The organism is Pseudomonas sp. S2_B10 (assembly GCF_054668425.1).
In genome coordinates this window covers 4,069,962-4,086,717 of the sequence record NZ_CP162768.1, presented here as the reverse complement: position 1 = coordinate 4,086,717, position 16,756 = coordinate 4,069,962, and the positions used below count along the sequence as shown (strand labels likewise).

The window sequence follows — 16,756 nt, the reverse complement described above, 5'->3', positions numbered from 1 at the left end:
CAACCGGGCGCGCACTTCAATCACGCACTCAATGAGAGCGCCCGCACATTTTTGGAGCAGACATGACCGAGCCCTTGATTCTTCAGCCTGTTAAGCCCGCAGACGCCTGCGTGATCTGGCTGCACGGCCTCGGCGCCGACCGTTACGACTTCCTGCCGGTGGCCGAGGCGTTGCAGGAAATCCTGCTGAGCACGCGTTTTGTGCTGCCGCAGGCGCCGACGCGTCCAGTGACGATAAATGGCGGATATGCCATGCCCAGCTGGTACGACATCAAGGCCATGAGCCCGGCCCGGGCGATCGACCGTGACCAGTTGGAAGCTTCGGCAGAGCGCATCATCGAACTGATTGAAGCCGAGCGCGCCAGCGGAATAGACGCCTCGCGGATTTTTCTCGCCGGGTTTTCCCAGGGCGGCGCGGTGGTATTGCACACCGCATTTCTGAAGTGGCAGGGGCCGTTGGGTGGCGTGCTGGCGTTGTCGACTTACGCACCGACGTTCAGCGACGAACTGGAGTTATCCGCCAGCCAGCAGCGCATTCCGGTGCTCTCGCTGCACGGCCAGTTCGATAACGTGGTGCAGAACTCGATGGGCCGCAGTGCTTACGAGCATTTGAAGAAGCATGGTGTCACCGTGACATGGCAGGAATACCCAATGGAGCACGAAGTGTTACCTGAAGAGATTCGCGACATTGGTGTCTGGTTGAGCGAACGGCTGCGCTGATTGTCGACCAATCCCTGCCCATTGATCCCTCCTACTACGCCGCGCCCGATTCTTGCATTACACTGGCCGGCGTACATTCCTTAACCAATTGATGAGATGACCGTGCTCAAAGCACTCAAGAAAATGTTCGGTAAAAGCGAGGCTGAGCAGCTCGCGCCAGTTCCCAGTGCGCCGTCGCACGCCCCCGGTCATCGCGCCGATGCCCCGCAGGCCGACCGCCCCGCTCCCGCAGCCGCACCGAAGCCCGAAGAAAAACCCGCTGCGGCCGCGCCAATGGCCGTAGAGCCTGCACCCGGCGAAGCGCCGAAATCGGCCAGACCGCGCCGCGAACCGAAGCCCAAGGCACCGGTCATTCCATGGAAACTCGAAGACTTCGTCGTCGAGCCACAGGAAGGCAAAACCCGCTTTCACGATTTCAAGCTTGCCCCGGAACTGATGCACGCCATCCAGGACCTGGGCTTTCCGTACTGCACGCCGATCCAGGCGCAGGTGCTGGGCTTCACCCTCGCCGGCAAAGACGCCATTGGCCGCGCGCAGACCGGCACCGGCAAGACCGCCGCGTTCCTGATCTCGATCATCACCCAGTTGCTGCAGACGCCGCCGCCGAAAGAGCGCTATATGGGCGAGCCGCGTGCGCTGATCATCGCGCCGACCCGCGAACTGGTGGTGCAGATCGCCAAGGACGCCGCTGACCTGACCAAATACACCGGCCTCAATGTCATGACGTTCGTCGGCGGCATGGACTTCGACAAACAGCTCAAGCACCTCGAAGCGCGGCATTGCGACATCCTCGTCGCCACGCCGGGCCGCTTGCTCGACTTCAACCAGCGCGGCGACGTGCACCTGGACATGGTCGAAGTGATGGTCCTGGACGAAGCCGACCGCATGCTCGACATGGGTTTCATCCCGCAGGTACGGCAGATCATTCGCCAGACCCCGCCGAAGTCCGAGCGCCAGACCCTGCTGTTCTCCGCGACCTTCACCGAAGACGTGATGAATCTGGCCAAGCAATGGACCACCGACCCGGCGATTGTCGAAATCGAAATCACCAACGTCGCCAACGAGAACGTCGAGCAGCACATCTACGCCGTGGCCGCTGCCGACAAATACAAGCTGCTCTACAACCTGGTCAACGATAACGGTTGGGAGCGAGTCATCGTGTTTGCCAACCGCAAGGACGAAGTACGCCGCATCGAAGAGCGTCTGGTGCGTGATGGCATCAACGCCGCGCAGCTGTCCGGCGACGTGCCGCAACACAAGCGCATCAAGACTCTGGAAGGTTTCCGCGAAGGCAAGATCCGCGTGCTGGTGGCCACCGATGTCGCCGGTCGCGGCATCCACATCGACGGCATCAGCCACGTGATCAACTTCACCCTGCCGGAAGTCCCGGACGATTACGTGCACCGCATTGGCCGTACCGGTCGTGCCGGCGCCGATGGCGTGTCGATCAGCTTTGCCGGCGAGGACGACTCTTACCAGTTGCCGTCGATCGAAGAAAAGCTTGGTCGCAAGATCAGCTGTGAAACCCCGCCGACGCATCTGCTGCGTGCGGTTGAGCGCAAGCGTCCGCAGTAAGCCCCGCCATATGAAAAAGCGCAGCCGGAAACGGACTGCGCTTTTTTTAGGCCCGATGGTTGCTCGCCAGAACTAAAAGTCCATAATGGAAAAATAAGTTTAGTTTCGGAGCGCGAAATGTCCAGTACGCCCTATGTGATCGATCAAGCCCAGGCCCATGAACTGTTGGCGCGTATCGATGTTCCGCAAATCCTGCGCAAGCTGTTCCGCGATCTGGCGGCCGGGAACGCCGTGCAGCCGGCGCAGCAATGGGTCGAGTTTCCGCAGGGTGCCGGCGACTTCATCAACTACTTGGGTGTACTGGCCGAGGACGGCGTGTACGGAGTGAAGACTTCGCCGTACATCGTCCGTGAGCAGGGTGCGCTGGTGACGGCATGGACATTGTTGATGTCGATGAAAACCGGCCAGCCGCTGCTGCTCTGTGATGCCGGCGAACTGACCACCGCGCGCACCGCCGCGACCACGGCCGTGGCGGTCGACGCCCTCGCCCCGTTGAATGCCCAGCGACTGGCGATCATCGGCAGCGGCAAGGTTGCTCAAGCGCATCTGCACTACGCCAAAGCGCTGCGCGACTGGAAGAGCATCAGCCTGTATTCGCCGTCGCTGCTGGAAGATGCGCAAACACAGGCCGAGTTGAAGTGCATTGTGCCGTCAGTGAAGATTGCCGACAGCCTTGAGACCGTCACCGCCGATGCGGATGTGATCATGCTCTGCACCTCGTCGGCCGGGCCGGTGATCGATCCTGCAACGTTAAGCAAACCGGCGCTGATCACCTCGATCAGCACCAACGCCCCGCGCGCCCATGAAGTACCGCCGCAAAGTCTCAACGACATGCAGGTGTTCTGCGACTATCGTCTGACCACGCCGGGTTCGGCAGGTGAGATGCTGATTGCCGCCGAACAGCATGGCTGGAACAAGGATTCGATTGTCGGCGACCTCGCCGACTTGCTCAGCGAAAAAGTGCCGCGCCCGGGTTACGACCGTCACGTGTTCTTCCGTTCAATCGGCTTGGGCCTGGAAGATATTGCCCTCGCCAATGCGGTTTATCACTTAACCCACTAACGCCAAAAATCCCCTGTGGGAGCGAGCCTGCTCGCGAATGCGGTCTGACATTCAGCGAAGATGTCGACTGATACACCGCTTTCGCGAGCAGGCTCGCTCCCACAAGGGACTAGCGAACGCCTTGATATTGCGTACCCACTGGAGACCTACATGAGCCACGCAGATTTCATCATCATCGGCGGCGGGATTGCCGGCGCTTCCACCGGGTTCTGGCTGGCGCCGCACGGCAAAGTGATCGTGCTCGAGCGTGAAACCCATCCCGGCTATCACTCCACCGGTCGCTCCGCCGCGCTGTACACCGCCGCCTACGGCACCGCACAGGTCCGCGCACTGACTCAGGCGAGCCGCGCGTTTTTCGACAGTCCTCCGAGCGGCTTTTGCGAGCACCCGCTGCTGACTCCGCGCGGCGAAATGACCGTCGACTTCATCGGTGATCCCGCCGAACTGAACAATCAATACCTCAGCGCCAAAGCCACGGTGCCGCAGATGCAACTGCTCAGCGCCGACGAAGCCTGCGCGCGTCTGCCGATCCTGCGCCGGGAAAAAGTCCACGGCGCGATCTACGACCCATCGGCCTGCGACATCGACACCGACGCGCTGCATCAAGGCTACCTGCGCGGCATCCGGCGCAACCACGGCGAAGTGCGCACCGATTGCGAAGTGCTCGGCTTGAGCCGCGATGCCGATGGCCTGTGGATCGTGCAGACCAACGGCGAGACATTCACCGCACCGGTGCTTATCAATGCCGCCGGTGCCTGGGCCGACAAGATCGCTGCCCTGGCCGGTGCGCAGCCGCTGGGTCTGCAAGCGAAACGCCGCGCCGCATTTATCTTTGCCGGCCCGGAAGGCGTTGACACTCATCATTGGCCAATGCTGGTCAGCCTCGACGAATCCTTCTACATGAAGCCCGACGCCGGCATGTTCCTCGGCTCGCCGGCCAACGCCGATCCGGTCGAACCGCACGATGTGCAGCCGGAAGAACTCGACATCGCCATGGGCATTTATCAGATCGAAGAGGCCACCACGCTGACCATCCGCCGTCCGACCCGCACCTGGGCCGGTCTGCGCAGTTTCGTTGCCGACGGTGATTTGCTCAGCGGCTTTGATCCGCAGGTGCCAGGGCTGTTCTGGGTCGCCGCGCAGGGCGGCTACGGCATTCAGACGTCGCCGGCGATGGGCCAGGCCAGTGCGGCGCTGGTGCGCGGCGAGCCATTCCCCGAGCACCTGCATCAATTCGGTCTGGACAGCGCCATGCTCTCCCCGGCCCGACTGGCTTGATCGCATCGACTCGTCGAAAAGATTGCGGCACACTCGCAGCGCCCCGGCACAAGGGGCGCTGACGCTGCCTGGAGCTCCACTGTCATGACTGCCCCTGAATTCGACCCGGCGCTGGATAACTTCCGCGCCATCGCCGACGCCATCGCCACGCTGTTCTTTCCACATGCCGAGGTGGTGCTGCACGACCTGCGCACGCAGAAGGTCGACTACATCGCCAACAACTTGTCCAAGCGCGAGATCGGCGACGACTCGTCACTGGAAGACATGCTCAGCGAGGATGTCAGCGACAGGAACATCGGCCCGTACGAAAAGCTCAACTGGGACGGTCAGAAAATTCGCAGCCTCAGCACCGTGCTGCGTGACAGCGAAAGTCGGCCGCTGGCGGTGCTGTGCATCAACCTGAATATTTCCCTGTTCGAGAACGCCAAAGCGGCGCTGGATCTGTTTCTCTCGCCGAGCAAGCTGATTCCGCAGCCGGACTCGCTGTTCCGTGATGACTGGCAGGAACGCATCAACACCTTCCTCCACGCCTGGTTGCGCGAGCGGCAGTTGAGCCTGAATCTGCTGACTCGTGACCACAAACGCGAACTGGTGCTGGCGCTGCACGCCGAGGGCGCGTTCAAGGGCAAGAGCGCCTCGAACTACGTGGCCAATGTGCTGAACATGGGGCGGGCGACGGTGTACAAACATTTGAAGGAATTGAAGGGCTGAAGATTTGCATCGCTAGCGCTGGCCTCTTCGCGAGCAGGCTCGCTCCCACATTTGGAATGCGTTACCCCTGTGGGAGCGAGCCTGCTCGCGAAAGCGCTTGATCAATCGCCGTAGATATCGGTCTTGAAATACTTCTCGGAAATCTTCTGGTACTCGCCATTCGCGCGAATCCCGTCGATGGCGCTGTTCAACTGGCTGACCAGCTCAGCATTGCCCTTGCGCACAGCAATCCCCGCGCCCTCGCCGACGTACTTCGGATCCTTCAGCTCCGGCCCGACAAACGCGTAACCCTTACCGCGCGGCATCGACAGGAAGTCATTGAGCGGAATGGTGTCGGCAAAAATCGCATCAAGGCGCCCCGCCGCCAGGTCCATGTAGATTTCTTCGTTGTTGCTGTAGCGCTTGACGTTGATGCCCTTGGGTTCGAACACCTCGGTGGCATAACGATCGGTGGTGGTCGCGCGCTGCACGCCGACGTTCTTGCCTTTGAGGCTGGCGTACTGATCATCCACCGTAGCGCCTTCCTTCATGACCAGACGCGAAGAAGTGAAATAGTACTTGTGGCTGAAATCCACCGACTTCTTGCGATCTTCGTTGATGGTCATCGACGACAGCGCCATGTCGATCTTCTTCACTTTCAGCGAAGGAATCAGCCCGTCGAACTCACCTTCAACCCACACGCACTTGACCTTCATCTGCGCACACAGGGCATTGCCGATGTCGTAGTCGAAACCGACGATTTCACCTTTATCGGTTTTCGAAGCGAACGGCGGATAGGCCGCTTCGATGCCGATACGCAGGGTTTTCTCGGCGGCGAAGACGCTGGAGCAGGCCAGCAGACTGAGAGCCAGACCGGTGATGAGGGGAAGTTTCTTCATGTTCGTTCTCTCGCGGGTTGTTGTTGGTTTGGCGAAGAAGAGCAACTACAAGCGGCAAGCTGATAGCGGCAAGACAGAAGCTTTTGTGTACTTGGAAATCCATACTGGACTCACAGGTACAAATCGTCAACCGGGTCGAGAGGGGAGGATTTTCGGTGTCGCTGATGACGCCTTCGCGAGCAGGCTCGCTCCCACAGGGAAACGCATTCCAATTGTGGGAGCGAGCCTGCTCGCGAAGACTGACCGGAGGGCGCTACAGGAATTACTTTTTCCAGCGATCAGCGGCGGCATGATCACTGTCGCGCCCTTCGACCCAACGCGGGCCGTCACTGGTGTTCTCTTTTTTCCAGAACGGCGCGCGGGTTTTCAGGTAGTCCATGACGAAGGCGCAGGCATCGAACGCGGCCTGGCGGTGGGCGCTGGCGGCGCCGACGAAGACGATCGGTTCGCCCGGTTCCAGCGCGCCGATGCGGTGCAGCACTTCCAGTTTCAACAGCGGCCAGCGCTGCTCGGCTTCGACAGCGATCTTGCCGAGAGCCTTTTCGGTCATGCCCGGATAGTGTTCGAGGAACATCCCGGCCACGTCGAGCCCGTCGTTGAAGTCGCGCACATAACCGACAAAGCTCACCACCGCGCCCACACCGACATTGGCCGCGTGCATCGCATTGACTTCAGCGCCCGGATCGAACGGCGTGGCCTGCACGCGAATCGCCATGTTCAGCCTCCGGTCACGGTGGGGAAAAACGCCACTTCATCACCATCGACAACTGGCTCGTCGAGCTGGCAGAGGTCTTCGTTGCGTGCGCACATCAGGTTTTGCTCGCTCAGCACTTCGGCGCCATCACGTTCTGCCAACAGTGCCCGAACGTCATCGACGGTGGCGAAATCGCCTTCAACCGCAACCGAATCCACGCCCAGCGCTTCACGGTAGCGGGCAAAAAATTTCACGGTCAGTTTCATGGCTGCTCCGCCTGGAAGTGGCCGCTCTTGCCGCCGACTTTCTCCAGCAGACGCACGCTTTCGATGGTCATGCCCCGGTCGACGGCTTTGCACATGTCGTAAATGGTCAGGGCGGCGACGCTGGCGGCGGTCAGCGCTTCCATCTCGACGCCGGTCTGCCCGGACAGCTTGCAGCGGGCGACGATACGCACGCTGTCATCACCTTCGGCGCTGAGTTCGACTTTGACGCCGGTGAGCATCAGCGGGTGGCACAGGGGAATCAGATCACTGGTCTTCTTCGCCGCCTGAATCCCGGCAATGCGCGCCACGGCGAACACATCACCCTTGGGATGACCGCCGCTGACGATCATCTGCAAGGTTGCGGGGAGCATGCGCACCAGCGCTTGAGCGGTCGCTTCACGGAACGTCACGGCTTTTTCAGTGACGTCGACCATGTTGGCGCGACCTTGGGAATCGAGATGAGTCAGCACGGGATTACTCCTGATCAGGAGCGTGGATTGTAAACCTGTGGGTCAGATATCCGCATCACTGATTATGAAATCACCGTTACCCCCTGTGGGAGCGAGCCTGCTCGCGAAAGCGGATTCAGATTCACTATAGATGTCGACTGATACACCGCATTCGCGAGCAGGCTCGCTCCCACAGGAGATATGCATTTATCCATAAAAAAAACCGGGCGGCTTTAAGGGCCGCCCGGTTCTGGGTGAAGGGTTACAAATGCGATTCGGCGTATTCGGCCAGGATCGAGCGAGGCACCCCTTGCAGGGTGATGTGCACACCGTTGGGGAAATCCTTGAAGCGTTCGGTCAGGTAGGTCAGCCCGGAGCTGGTCGCGGACAGGTATGGGGTGTCGATCTGCGCCAGGTTGCCCAGGCACACCACTTTGGAACCGGCGCCGGCACGGGTGATGATGGTTTTCATCTGATGCGGCGTGAGGTTCTGGCATTCGTCGATCAGGATCAGGCTCTGCTGGAAGCTGCGACCACGAATATAGTTGAGCGATTTGAACTGCAACGGCACTTTGCTGAGGATGTAGTCGACGCTGCCATGGGTGTTTTCGTCATCCATGTGCAAGGCTTCGAGGTTGTCGGTGATGGCGCCCAGCCAAGGCTCCATTTTTTCCGCTTCGGTGCCGGGCAGGAAGCCGATTTCCTGGTCCAGACCCTGCACGCTGCGGGTGGCGATGATGCGGCGATAACGTTTGCTGACCATGGTCTGCTCGATCGCAGCGGCCAGCGCCAGAATGGTTTTACCGGAACCGGCGGCGCCGGACAGGTTGACCAGATGAATGTCCGGGTCAAGCAGCGCATACAGGGCCAGACTCTGATAGATGTCGCGCGGCTTCAGCCCCCAGGCCTCCTGATGCAGCAGCGGTTCCTGATGCAGGTCGAGGATCAGCAGGCGGTCTTCCTGGATTTCCTTGATCCAGCCGACAAAGCCCTGCTCGTCGATGATGAACTCGTTGATGTGCACGGCCGGCAGATTGTCGATCAGTTGTACCTGATGCCAGGTGCGGCCGTGGTCCTGACGGGTTTCGACCTTGCTCACGCGGTCCCAGAAGGAGCCGGTCATGTTGTGGTAGCCGTTGGGCAGCAGGGACACGTCATCGACCAATTGGTCGGTGCTGTAGTCCTCGGCGTCGATCCCACAGGCGCGCGCCTTGAGGCGCATGTTGATGTCTTTGGTGACCAGCACCACCGGTTTTTGCGGATCGCGGGTATGCAGATCAATCAGTTGGTTGATGATTTTGTTGTCGTTCAGATGCTCGGGCAGAATCAGGTTCGACTCGGCCTGCTTGCTCATCAGAATTGACAGCAAGCCCTTCGGCCCGCCCTTGCCACGCTGGATCGGCACGCCCAGCTCAACGTCTTCAGGGGACGCATCGCCCAGGGTCTTGTCGATCAGGCGGATCGCCTGGCGGCATTCGGCGGCCACGCTGTGATGGCCGCTCTTGAGCTTGTCCAGCTCTTCCAGCACGGTCATCGGGATGGCGACGTGGTGTTCTTCGAAATTCAGCAGGGCATTTGGATCGTGAATCAATACGTTGGTATCGAGTACATACAGGATTGGCTGGTTGGAGGAAGGGCTGCGTCCGTGATCATCCATACTCGGTCACCTTTGTGGGAGCCATTCGACGCAATACCGTGACAGTGCTGCGCCTCGAGGTGACTGCCGAATTCATCCACGAGGGCCTGGATGAACTGCACACAATAGGAGTCTGGGAAGACGCCACCTGTGTCGCAGGTTTCGGCGGTCTGTCTTCGTAATACTCCAAAACCGATGACATAAAAAAGCACTTTGACGGTTTTTTTAAGTTTATTTTGCAGAGTGACGAAAAGCCCTTGGCGGACTCCCCGTACCCCGCTAAAGTCGGAAGTCCGCCTGCATCGAATTCCTCCTGAAAATCACCCCAAGCCCAATGTTTCCGGGCTTTTTGTCGTTTCTCAACGAAACGCGTCCTGACAGTCTTCCCAGCCGATGCCGCTCTGCGCAGTCTGGGTGATCAGCCACGGCAGGGACGTCTTCACCGCATCCTGTTTCATGTTGAAATTGATCACCCCGTGGCGCCACAGCAGCATCAGGGTCAGCACCCGCTGCGCGCTCGCCGGGCCTTTGAGTTTGCCGGCACCGTCCTGGGCATCGATGTCCCACAGCGCCACTTGCAGGCCCTGGCTGTTGAAGAAACCTTGTGCGTCACTGCGGCGCTGACCATCCGGCGGACGGAACAGCGGCACGTAGTTTTCCGGCAGTTTGTTCTTCACCAGATCGGCGCTGCGCCGCACCGAATCCTGCCAGTCCTGCCAATGGCTGTGAGAGCGGAACTCCCAGCCCTGCACGCCAACGCACTGCCGGGAGAAACTCGCCTGCAGGCTGCTGACCGAACGGCCAGCGAGTCGCGCCTGAATATCCTTGCCCAGTACAAAGAATGTCCCGCTCAGATTAGATTTTCGCAGGTATTCGGTCAGCCAGTCGGTGTTGTCCGGTTGCACGTTGGCGGCGCTGTCGAACGTCAGCAGAAACAGCCGGTCGTGCATGTCGTCGCCGTTGCGCTCGTAGTCGCCGAAACGATCGAATTCGTTACTGGTTTGCGGTGACAGCGCGGCCTTGCGCATCAGCTCGTCGAGGTACTGCAAATGGAAGATCCGGCTCGGCTCGGCCCACTTGGTGTAATAGCTGTCGTCGCTGACGACGAACTTGGCCGCCTGCTCGCGCAGGGTCGGCAGGTCTTCGACGAGGAAGCAGAACGAGGCGTCCTGATCGCAGCTTTGCTGGGCGTGGTTGTAGTTGGCGAGCAAGCGCTGCCAGAGGCGCTGGCGCAGCTGATTGACCGCATCGATATTGACCGTGCGCAGGCCCAGGCGCTGGGCCAGTGCCGCCTCGTCGATGGACTCGGTGCCGAGCAGGCCGCGAGCGAACATGAGGATTTCCGCCCGCGACGCGACGTCGAACAGGGTCGGGTTGCTGAGCTGCTCCGGCCAGGTCGTGCGATCCAGCGTCGCCGCATCACCGGGCGCCGCCATGGCGCCGAAGCTCAGCAGCCACGCGGTGAATAAAAGAACAATGCGCAAAGGGATGTCTCCATAACAAAACCCGCGCGGCACTATAGCTGATGTGCAAGATTCAAGGTCGTCACCCTCACCCCAGCCCTCTCCCAGAGGGAGAGGGAGCTGACCGAGCGGTTCTTTCGATATCCGTCTACCTGAGCTATCGAGTCGAACTCAAATTTGAAGCCAGCGAACATCGGCCCCCTCTCCCTCTGGGAGAGGGCTGGGGTGAGGGTAAAATCCACCAACCGTCGCAAATCCCGGCACTTGCACCGACCTATAACCCCCATAGCTGGAGTCAACAAGGACAACCCCCTAGAATCGCCCCCACGATTAAAGGAGACGACTTCATGCTGATGGTGATTTCCCCCGCCAAGACCCTCGACTACGAAACACCGCCGGCGACCCAGCGCTTCACCCAGCCGCAGTACCTCGACCATTCCCAGGAATTGATCCAGCAGTTGCGCGAGCTAAGTCCGGCGCAGATCAGCGAGTTGATGCACGTGTCCGACAAGATCGGTGGCCTCAACGCCGCGCGTTTCGGCAGCTGGACACCCGCCTTCACCCCGGAAAACGCCAAGCAGGCCCTGCTCGCCTTCAAGGGTGACGTGTACACCGGCCTGGATGCGCAGTCCTTCAGCGAAGCGCAATTCGATTACGCGCAAAAGCATTTGCGCATGCTCTCCGGCCTTTATGGCCTGCTGCGGCCGCTGGACCTGATGCAACCCTATCGCCTGGAAATGGGCACCAAACTGGCCAACGGCCGTGGCAAGGATCTGTATGCGTTCTGGGGTACGCGCATCAGCGAGTGGCTGAATGAAGCGCTGGCCGATCAGGGCGATGACGTACTGCTCAACCTTGCATCCAACGAATACTTTTCTGCGGTCAAGCGCAGCGCGTTGAAGGCGCGGATCATCAATACCGAGTTCAAGGATCAGAAGAACGGCCAGTACAAGATCATCAGTTTCTACGCGAAGAAAGCGCGCGGCCTGATGAGCCGTTTTGTGATCCAGGAACGCATCAACGACCCGGCTCAGCTCAAGCAATTTGATGTACAGGGTTATCGCTACAGCGCCGAACAATCGAAACCTGACAATCTGGTGTTTTTGCGCGACCACGCCCCGGAATAAAGCATGCCCTTTGCACGACTCTTTTCCTCCAGAGTCGTGCAGTCCGCCCGAAGTCAAAATCCCCCTGCGACATATCGCCAAATTCATGGCGCCAATAAAACCACACTCTATTTTCTAATTTTAGTTTCACTCGACACTGAAGTTTTTTTTCAGTAGTGGCACCTAAATTTTTTACCCGTAGTGGCACAAAACTATCGACCCCGGTTTCACCCCGATAACTAAAGGGCGAAATCGTTAGTGCTATCAATTTGCACCCAGTGCCATCTTCATCAATATTTCAAAAAATTTCGGCTGGCACGATGAGCGGGCTGGAACTATGTCCAAATGCGTTGCTCATACCACCGGTAACGATTCTCGCCGAGTTTGTACGAGATAACTTACGCAGAGCTGATAGCCATGTAACCAAGTTGTCACAGCAACTTGCCTGAGTGACTAACTAGTCTCAAAACAATCGAAGGACAGGAGATACGCACCATTAATATCCCCTACAAAGGCCAAGGCCGCGCCCCTATAAACGTGCTCGCCTGAGCACCTAACTGCTTGATTTACCGGCCCCCTACCGGACGTCGAGCAGGCTACACGACTGCACTAGAGTCTTCCCGCACGGAAGATCGGCTGCATAACAGGGCAAGTCATAACAACAAGGCCTAGTTGCGCACATCTTGAGTGCACTTATTAGACACTCGGAACTTTGTATGCCTGCACACGGCATTGTGGCGCCTGTAAGCCGCACTTCCGAGTGCACTAGTGACCGCTGAACACCATTAACTCCGGCCTTCTAAGGCCTGATATATACAGAGGTAATTGCGATGCGCATCAGCATATTTGGTTTGGGTTACGTTGGCGCAGTATGTGCCGGTTGCCTGTCTGCACGGGGCCATGACGTAGTTGGCGTCGATGTTGCCAAAGACAAGATCGACATGATTAACGCCGGCAAATCGCCGATCGTTGAACCGGGCCTGGGTGAACTGTTGCAACAGGGTATCCAGACCGGTCGTCTGCGCGGCACGACCAACTTCGCCGAGGCGATTCGTGATACCGACCTGTCGATGATCTGCGTCGGCACGCCAAGCAAAAAGAACGGCGACCTGGAACTGAACTACATCGAGGCCGTGTGCCGCGAGATCGGTTTTGTCCTGCGTGAAAAAACCACCCGCCACACCATCGTCGTGCGCAGCACCGTGTTGCCAGGCACCGTGGCCAACGTGGTCATCCCGATTCTGGAAGACTGCTCGGGCAAGAAAGCCGGCGTCGATTTCGGCGTTGCGGTCAACCCGGAATTCCTCCGCGAATCCACCGCCATCGCTGACTACGATCAGCCACCGATGACCGTTATCGGCGAGTTCGATACCGCCTCGGGCGACGTTCTGCAATCGCTGTACGAAGAACTCGACGCCCCGATCATCCGCAAGGACATCGCCGTTGCCGAGATGATCAAGTACACCTGCAACGTCTGGCACGCGACCAAAGTGACCTTCGCCAACGAGATCGGCAACATCGCCAAAGCGGTCGGCGTCGATGGTCGTGAAGTGATGGAAGTGGTTTGCCAGGACAAGACTCTGAACCTGTCCCAGTACTACATGCGCCCGGGCTTCGCCTTCGGCGGTTCGTGCCTGCCCAAAGACGTGCGTGCGCTGACCTACCGCGCCGGTTCTCTGGACGTCGAAGCACCGCTGCTCAACTCGCTGATGCGCAGTAACGAATCGCAAGTGCAGAACGCTTTCGACATCGTTGAAAGCCATGAAAAACGCAAAGTCGCCCTGCTCGGCCTGAGCTTCAAGGCCGGCACCGACGACCTGCGCGAAAGCCCGCTGGTCGAACTGGCGGAAATGCTGATCGGCAAGGGTTACGACCTGAGCATCTACGACAGCAACGTCGAATACGCCCGTGTCCACGGTGCGAACAAGGACTACATCGAATCGAAGATTCCGCACGTATCGTCCCTGCTCAACTCCGACTTCGACTCGGTGATCGACAACTCCGACGTGATCATCCTCGGCAACCGCGACGAGAAATTCCGTTCGCTGGCCCAGGAAGCGCCGCAGGGCAAGCAAGTCATCGACCTGGTGGGCTTCATGTCCAAGGCCACCAGCGCCGGTAGCCGCACCGAAGGCATTTGCTGGTAAGGCAAGCCTCAAGCTTCAAGCCGCAAGCAAAAGCAACACGCTTGCGGCTTGAAGCCTCCATCACCTTCGGATGACGGTTATGACCAAGCTCAAACATTTTTTTCTGCAATCAGCCGGCTGGCTTTTTTATCTCAGTCTGCTGATGGGCCTGGCCTTGATGCTGCCCACGTCCACATTCGACTCCGAGTCGAAGGACTTCATTTTCCTGATTGGCGCCGTGGGTATCTGGCGCTACTCGATGGGTGCAACGCACTTTGTGCGCGGCATGATTTTTCTCTACATCGTTTACCCGCACCTGCGTCGCAAAGTACGCAAGCTGGGTAAAGCGGCCGATCCGTCGCATGTGTTTCTGATGGTCACCAGCTTTCGTATTGACGCGCTGACAACCGCGCAGGTCTACAGCTCGGTGATCCGCGAAGCCATCGACTGCGAACTGCCGACCACCATTGTCTGCTCGATCGTGGAAATGTCCGACGAGCTGCTGGTCAAGGCGCTGTGGGCACGGATGAATCCGCCGGAGCGGGTCAAGCTCGACTTCGTGCGCATTCCCGGCACCGGCAAGCGCGATGGTCTGGCCTTCGGTTTCCGTGCGATCTCCCGTCACCTGCCGGACGACCGTGCCGTGGTGGCCGTGATCGACGGCGACACCGTGCTCGGCGAAGGCGTCGTGCGCAAGACCGTGCCGTGGTTCCAGCTGTTCGGCAATGTCGGCGGCCTGACCACCAACGAGTTCTGCGAAGTGCGCGGCGGCTACATCATGAGCGAATGGCACAAGCTGCGTTTCGCCCAGCGCCACATCAACATGTGCTCGATGGCCCTGTCCAAGCGCGTACTGACCATGACCGGTCGGATGTCGGTTTTCAAAGCCTCCGTGGTGACCAATCCGGAGTTCATCGCCGACGTTGAAAGCGACTCGCTGCAACACTGGCGTCTGGGCCGCTTCAAGTTCCTGACCGGTGACGACAAGTCGAGCTGGTTCAGCCTGATGCGCCTGGGTTACGACACCTTCTACGTGCCGGACGCCGCGATCAACACCGTTGAGCATCCGCCGGAAAAGAGCTTCATCAAGGCCAGCCGCAAGCTGATGTTCCGCTGGTACGGCAACAACCTGCGCCAGAACTCGCGAGCACTGGGCCTGGGTATCCGCCGCCTCGGCGCGTTCACCTCGGTGGTGCTGTTCGACCAGCGCGTGTCGATGTGGACCTCGCTGCTCGGCCTGACCGTCGCACTGATCGCCAGCTTCAAGTACGGCACCGCGTTCATCCTCGTGTACCTGCTGTGGATCGGTATCACCCGCCTGATCCTGACGCTGTTGCTGTCGTGTTCCGGCCACCGCATCGGCCCTGCTTACCCGGCGATTCTGTATTACAACCAGATCGTTGGCGCCCTGGTGAAGATCTACGTGTTCTTCCGCCTCGACCAACAATCCTGGACTCGCCAGCCCACATCCCTGACCCGTGATCTCGCCAGCTTTCAACGTTGGTTCAACACCTGGTCGTCTCGGACCATGACCTTCTCCGCCGGCAGCATTTTTGTCGCCGTGCTGCTGATGATGGTCTGACCCGCTCCTATTGAATTAACAAGGAAATCGCCCCTATGAATACCGCCGTCAACGTCAACGTAGTGCATGAATCCGAAGCCCAGCGCCAGCACGCTCGCGTGAAAATCCCGGCCAAGCTGCGTTTCTTCGGCCCTGACCGGACTCCGCTCGAAGCGCGGGTCCTCGATCTGTCGGCTGGCGGTCTGGCGTTCAACGCCGGGCAGATGCCGCTGACCATCGGCGAGGTGTACAAGGCGCGTCTGCAATTTGTCATCGACAACCTCGGCCTGGCCATGGACGTTGAACTGCAGGTGCGTTCCTTTGACCGCGCCACCGGCCGCGCCGGCTGCCAGTTCCAGAACCTCGAGCCGCAGGACATTTCCACCCTGCGCCACCTGATCACTTCGCACCTGGCCGGCGACATCGTCAGCATCGGCGAAGTGCTGGCGACCCTGCAGCGCGACAACTTCACCAAGGCGCGCAAGAACAAGACCAACGACACCGGCATGACCCCGTTCGGCCGCCTGAAAGCCGTGACCTTCAGCGCCGGTATTTTCGCTGTTGGTCTGGTCGCTGCCGGTTTCATCTTCAAGTCGGTGTACGGCATGTACTTCGTCAGCCACGCGCAGGCCGGTCTGGTCAGCGTGCCGGGGATGAACATCACCATGCCGCGTGACGGCACCGTACAGAGCCTGGTCAAGTCCGACGGCGTTGCCGCCAAAGGCGCACCGCTGGCGACCTTCAGCACCAGCATGCTCGACGTGCTCAAGGGCCATCTGGCCGAAGACCAACTGGCCCCGGCCAAGGTTGAAGAACTGTTCGGCAAGCAAATGACCGGCACCCTGACTTCGCCGTGCGACTGCACCGTGGCCCAGCAACTGGTGGCTGACGGGCAGTACGCGAGCAAGGGCGACGTGATCTTCCAGTTGGTGCCGCGCAACACCCAGGCCAACGTTGAAGCACGCTTCTCCTATCGCCAGTTCGGCGACGTGCGCCCGGGCACCCCGGTGAGCTTCCAGATCGCCGGCGAAGACAAGACCCGCACCGGCAAGATCGTCAGCAGCACGAGCCTGAAGAGCGCCGACCTGTCCTCCGACATCCGCGTGCAGATCCAGCCTGACGAGCCGCTCGACAGCAGCCTGGCCGGCCGCCCGGTTGAAGTGAACAGCGACCGTGGCCCGAACCTGAACTGGCTGATCGACAAAGCCATGGCTGCCGGTCTTTAAGTCGAG

15 protein-coding genes are annotated in these 16,756 nt (G+C 59.7%); 9 read left to right on the top strand and 6 right to left on the bottom strand.

Annotation, left to right across the window (positions count from 1 at the left end):
- Positions 1-62: 62 nt before the first annotated feature.
- From AB4O45_RS18160 to AB4O45_RS18140, 5 genes are all read left to right on the top strand, one after another.
- A complete protein-coding gene (locus AB4O45_RS18160) occupies positions 63-719 on the top strand; it encodes an alpha/beta hydrolase (RefSeq protein ID WP_460160402.1) in 657 nt (218 codons plus the stop codon).
- Between the two features lie 96 nt (positions 720-815).
- Entirely contained in the window at positions 816-2,294 is a 1,479-nt protein-coding gene (gene rhlB / locus AB4O45_RS18155; protein WP_460160401.1) for an ATP-dependent RNA helicase RhlB, read from the top strand.
- 117 nt (positions 2,295-2,411) lie between these two features.
- Positions 2,412-3,356, top strand: coding sequence for an ornithine cyclodeaminase family protein (locus AB4O45_RS18150; RefSeq protein ID WP_252877487.1), 945 nt, complete (start codon positions 2,412-2,414; stop codon positions 3,354-3,356).
- A gap of 150 nt (positions 3,357-3,506) precedes the next feature.
- Positions 3,507-4,634, top strand: a complete 1,128-nt coding sequence (locus AB4O45_RS18145; protein WP_460160400.1) for an NAD(P)/FAD-dependent oxidoreductase — start codon at positions 3,507-3,509, stop codon at positions 4,632-4,634.
- 84 nt (positions 4,635-4,718) lie between these two features.
- Positions 4,719-5,345 carry a helix-turn-helix transcriptional regulator gene (locus tag AB4O45_RS18140; protein WP_016771588.1) on the top strand — a complete coding sequence of 209 codons (627 nt, stop codon included), beginning with the start codon at positions 4,719-4,721 and terminating at the stop codon, positions 5,343-5,345.
- Positions 5,346-5,446: 101 nt separating this feature from the next.
- Here AB4O45_RS18140 and AB4O45_RS18135 read toward each other — a convergent pair whose 3' ends face one another.
- The 6 genes from AB4O45_RS18135 to AB4O45_RS18110 all read right to left on the bottom strand — a co-directional run bounded on the left by AB4O45_RS18135 (position 5,447) and on the right by AB4O45_RS18110 (position 10,704).
- Positions 5,447-6,223, bottom strand: a complete 777-nt coding sequence (locus AB4O45_RS18135) for an ABC transporter substrate-binding protein (RefSeq protein WP_460160399.1) — start codon at positions 6,221-6,223, stop codon at positions 5,447-5,449.
- 262 nt (positions 6,224-6,485) lie between these two features.
- The gene (gene moaE / locus AB4O45_RS18130) at positions 6,486-6,938 is read right to left on the bottom strand and encodes a molybdopterin synthase catalytic subunit MoaE (RefSeq protein WP_016771590.1); all 453 of its coding nucleotides are present in this window, start codon (positions 6,936-6,938) and stop codon (positions 6,486-6,488) included.
- Positions 6,939-6,940: 2 nt separating this feature from the next.
- A complete protein-coding gene (locus AB4O45_RS18125; RefSeq protein WP_024011686.1) occupies positions 6,941-7,183 on the bottom strand; it encodes a MoaD/ThiS family protein in 243 nt (80 codons plus the stop codon).
- Positions 7,180-7,653: a cyclic pyranopterin monophosphate synthase MoaC gene (moaC, locus tag AB4O45_RS18120; protein WP_041479492.1), complete on the bottom strand. Its 474-nt coding sequence runs from the start codon at positions 7,651-7,653 to the stop codon at positions 7,180-7,182. The genes AB4O45_RS18125 and moaC overlap by 4 nt, the downstream gene beginning before the upstream one ends.
- A 241-nt stretch (positions 7,654-7,894) precedes the next feature.
- On the bottom strand, positions 7,895-9,289 hold the full coding sequence (locus AB4O45_RS18115; RefSeq protein WP_024011685.1) for a PhoH family protein: 1,395 nt from the start codon (positions 9,287-9,289) through the stop codon (positions 7,895-7,897).
- A gap of 338 nt (positions 9,290-9,627) precedes the next feature.
- Entirely contained in the window at positions 9,628-10,704 is a 1,077-nt protein-coding gene (locus tag AB4O45_RS18110) for a polysaccharide deacetylase family protein (protein WP_370695134.1), read from the bottom strand.
- A 374-nt stretch (positions 10,705-11,078) separates the two neighbouring features.
- Between AB4O45_RS18110 and yaaA the strand changes: the two genes are divergently transcribed.
- From yaaA to AB4O45_RS18090, 4 genes are all read left to right on the top strand, one after another.
- A complete protein-coding gene (yaaA, locus tag AB4O45_RS18105; RefSeq protein WP_150636190.1) occupies positions 11,079-11,858 on the top strand; it encodes a peroxide stress protein YaaA in 780 nt (259 codons plus the stop codon).
- Between the two features lie 809 nt (positions 11,859-12,667).
- Positions 12,668-13,984 carry a nucleotide sugar dehydrogenase gene (locus tag AB4O45_RS18100; RefSeq protein ID WP_016771595.1) on the top strand — a complete coding sequence of 439 codons (1,317 nt, stop codon included), beginning with the start codon at positions 12,668-12,670 and terminating at the stop codon, positions 13,982-13,984.
- Between the two features lie 79 nt (positions 13,985-14,063).
- Positions 14,064-15,545: a mannuronan synthase gene (gene alg8, locus AB4O45_RS18095; RefSeq protein ID WP_162098720.1), complete on the top strand. Its 1,482-nt coding sequence runs from the start codon at positions 14,064-14,066 to the stop codon at positions 15,543-15,545.
- Between the two features lie 35 nt (positions 15,546-15,580).
- A complete protein-coding gene (locus AB4O45_RS18090) occupies positions 15,581-16,750 on the top strand; it encodes an alginate biosynthesis protein Alg44 (RefSeq protein WP_024011680.1) in 1,170 nt (389 codons plus the stop codon).
- Positions 16,751-16,756: the final 6 nt, after the last annotated feature.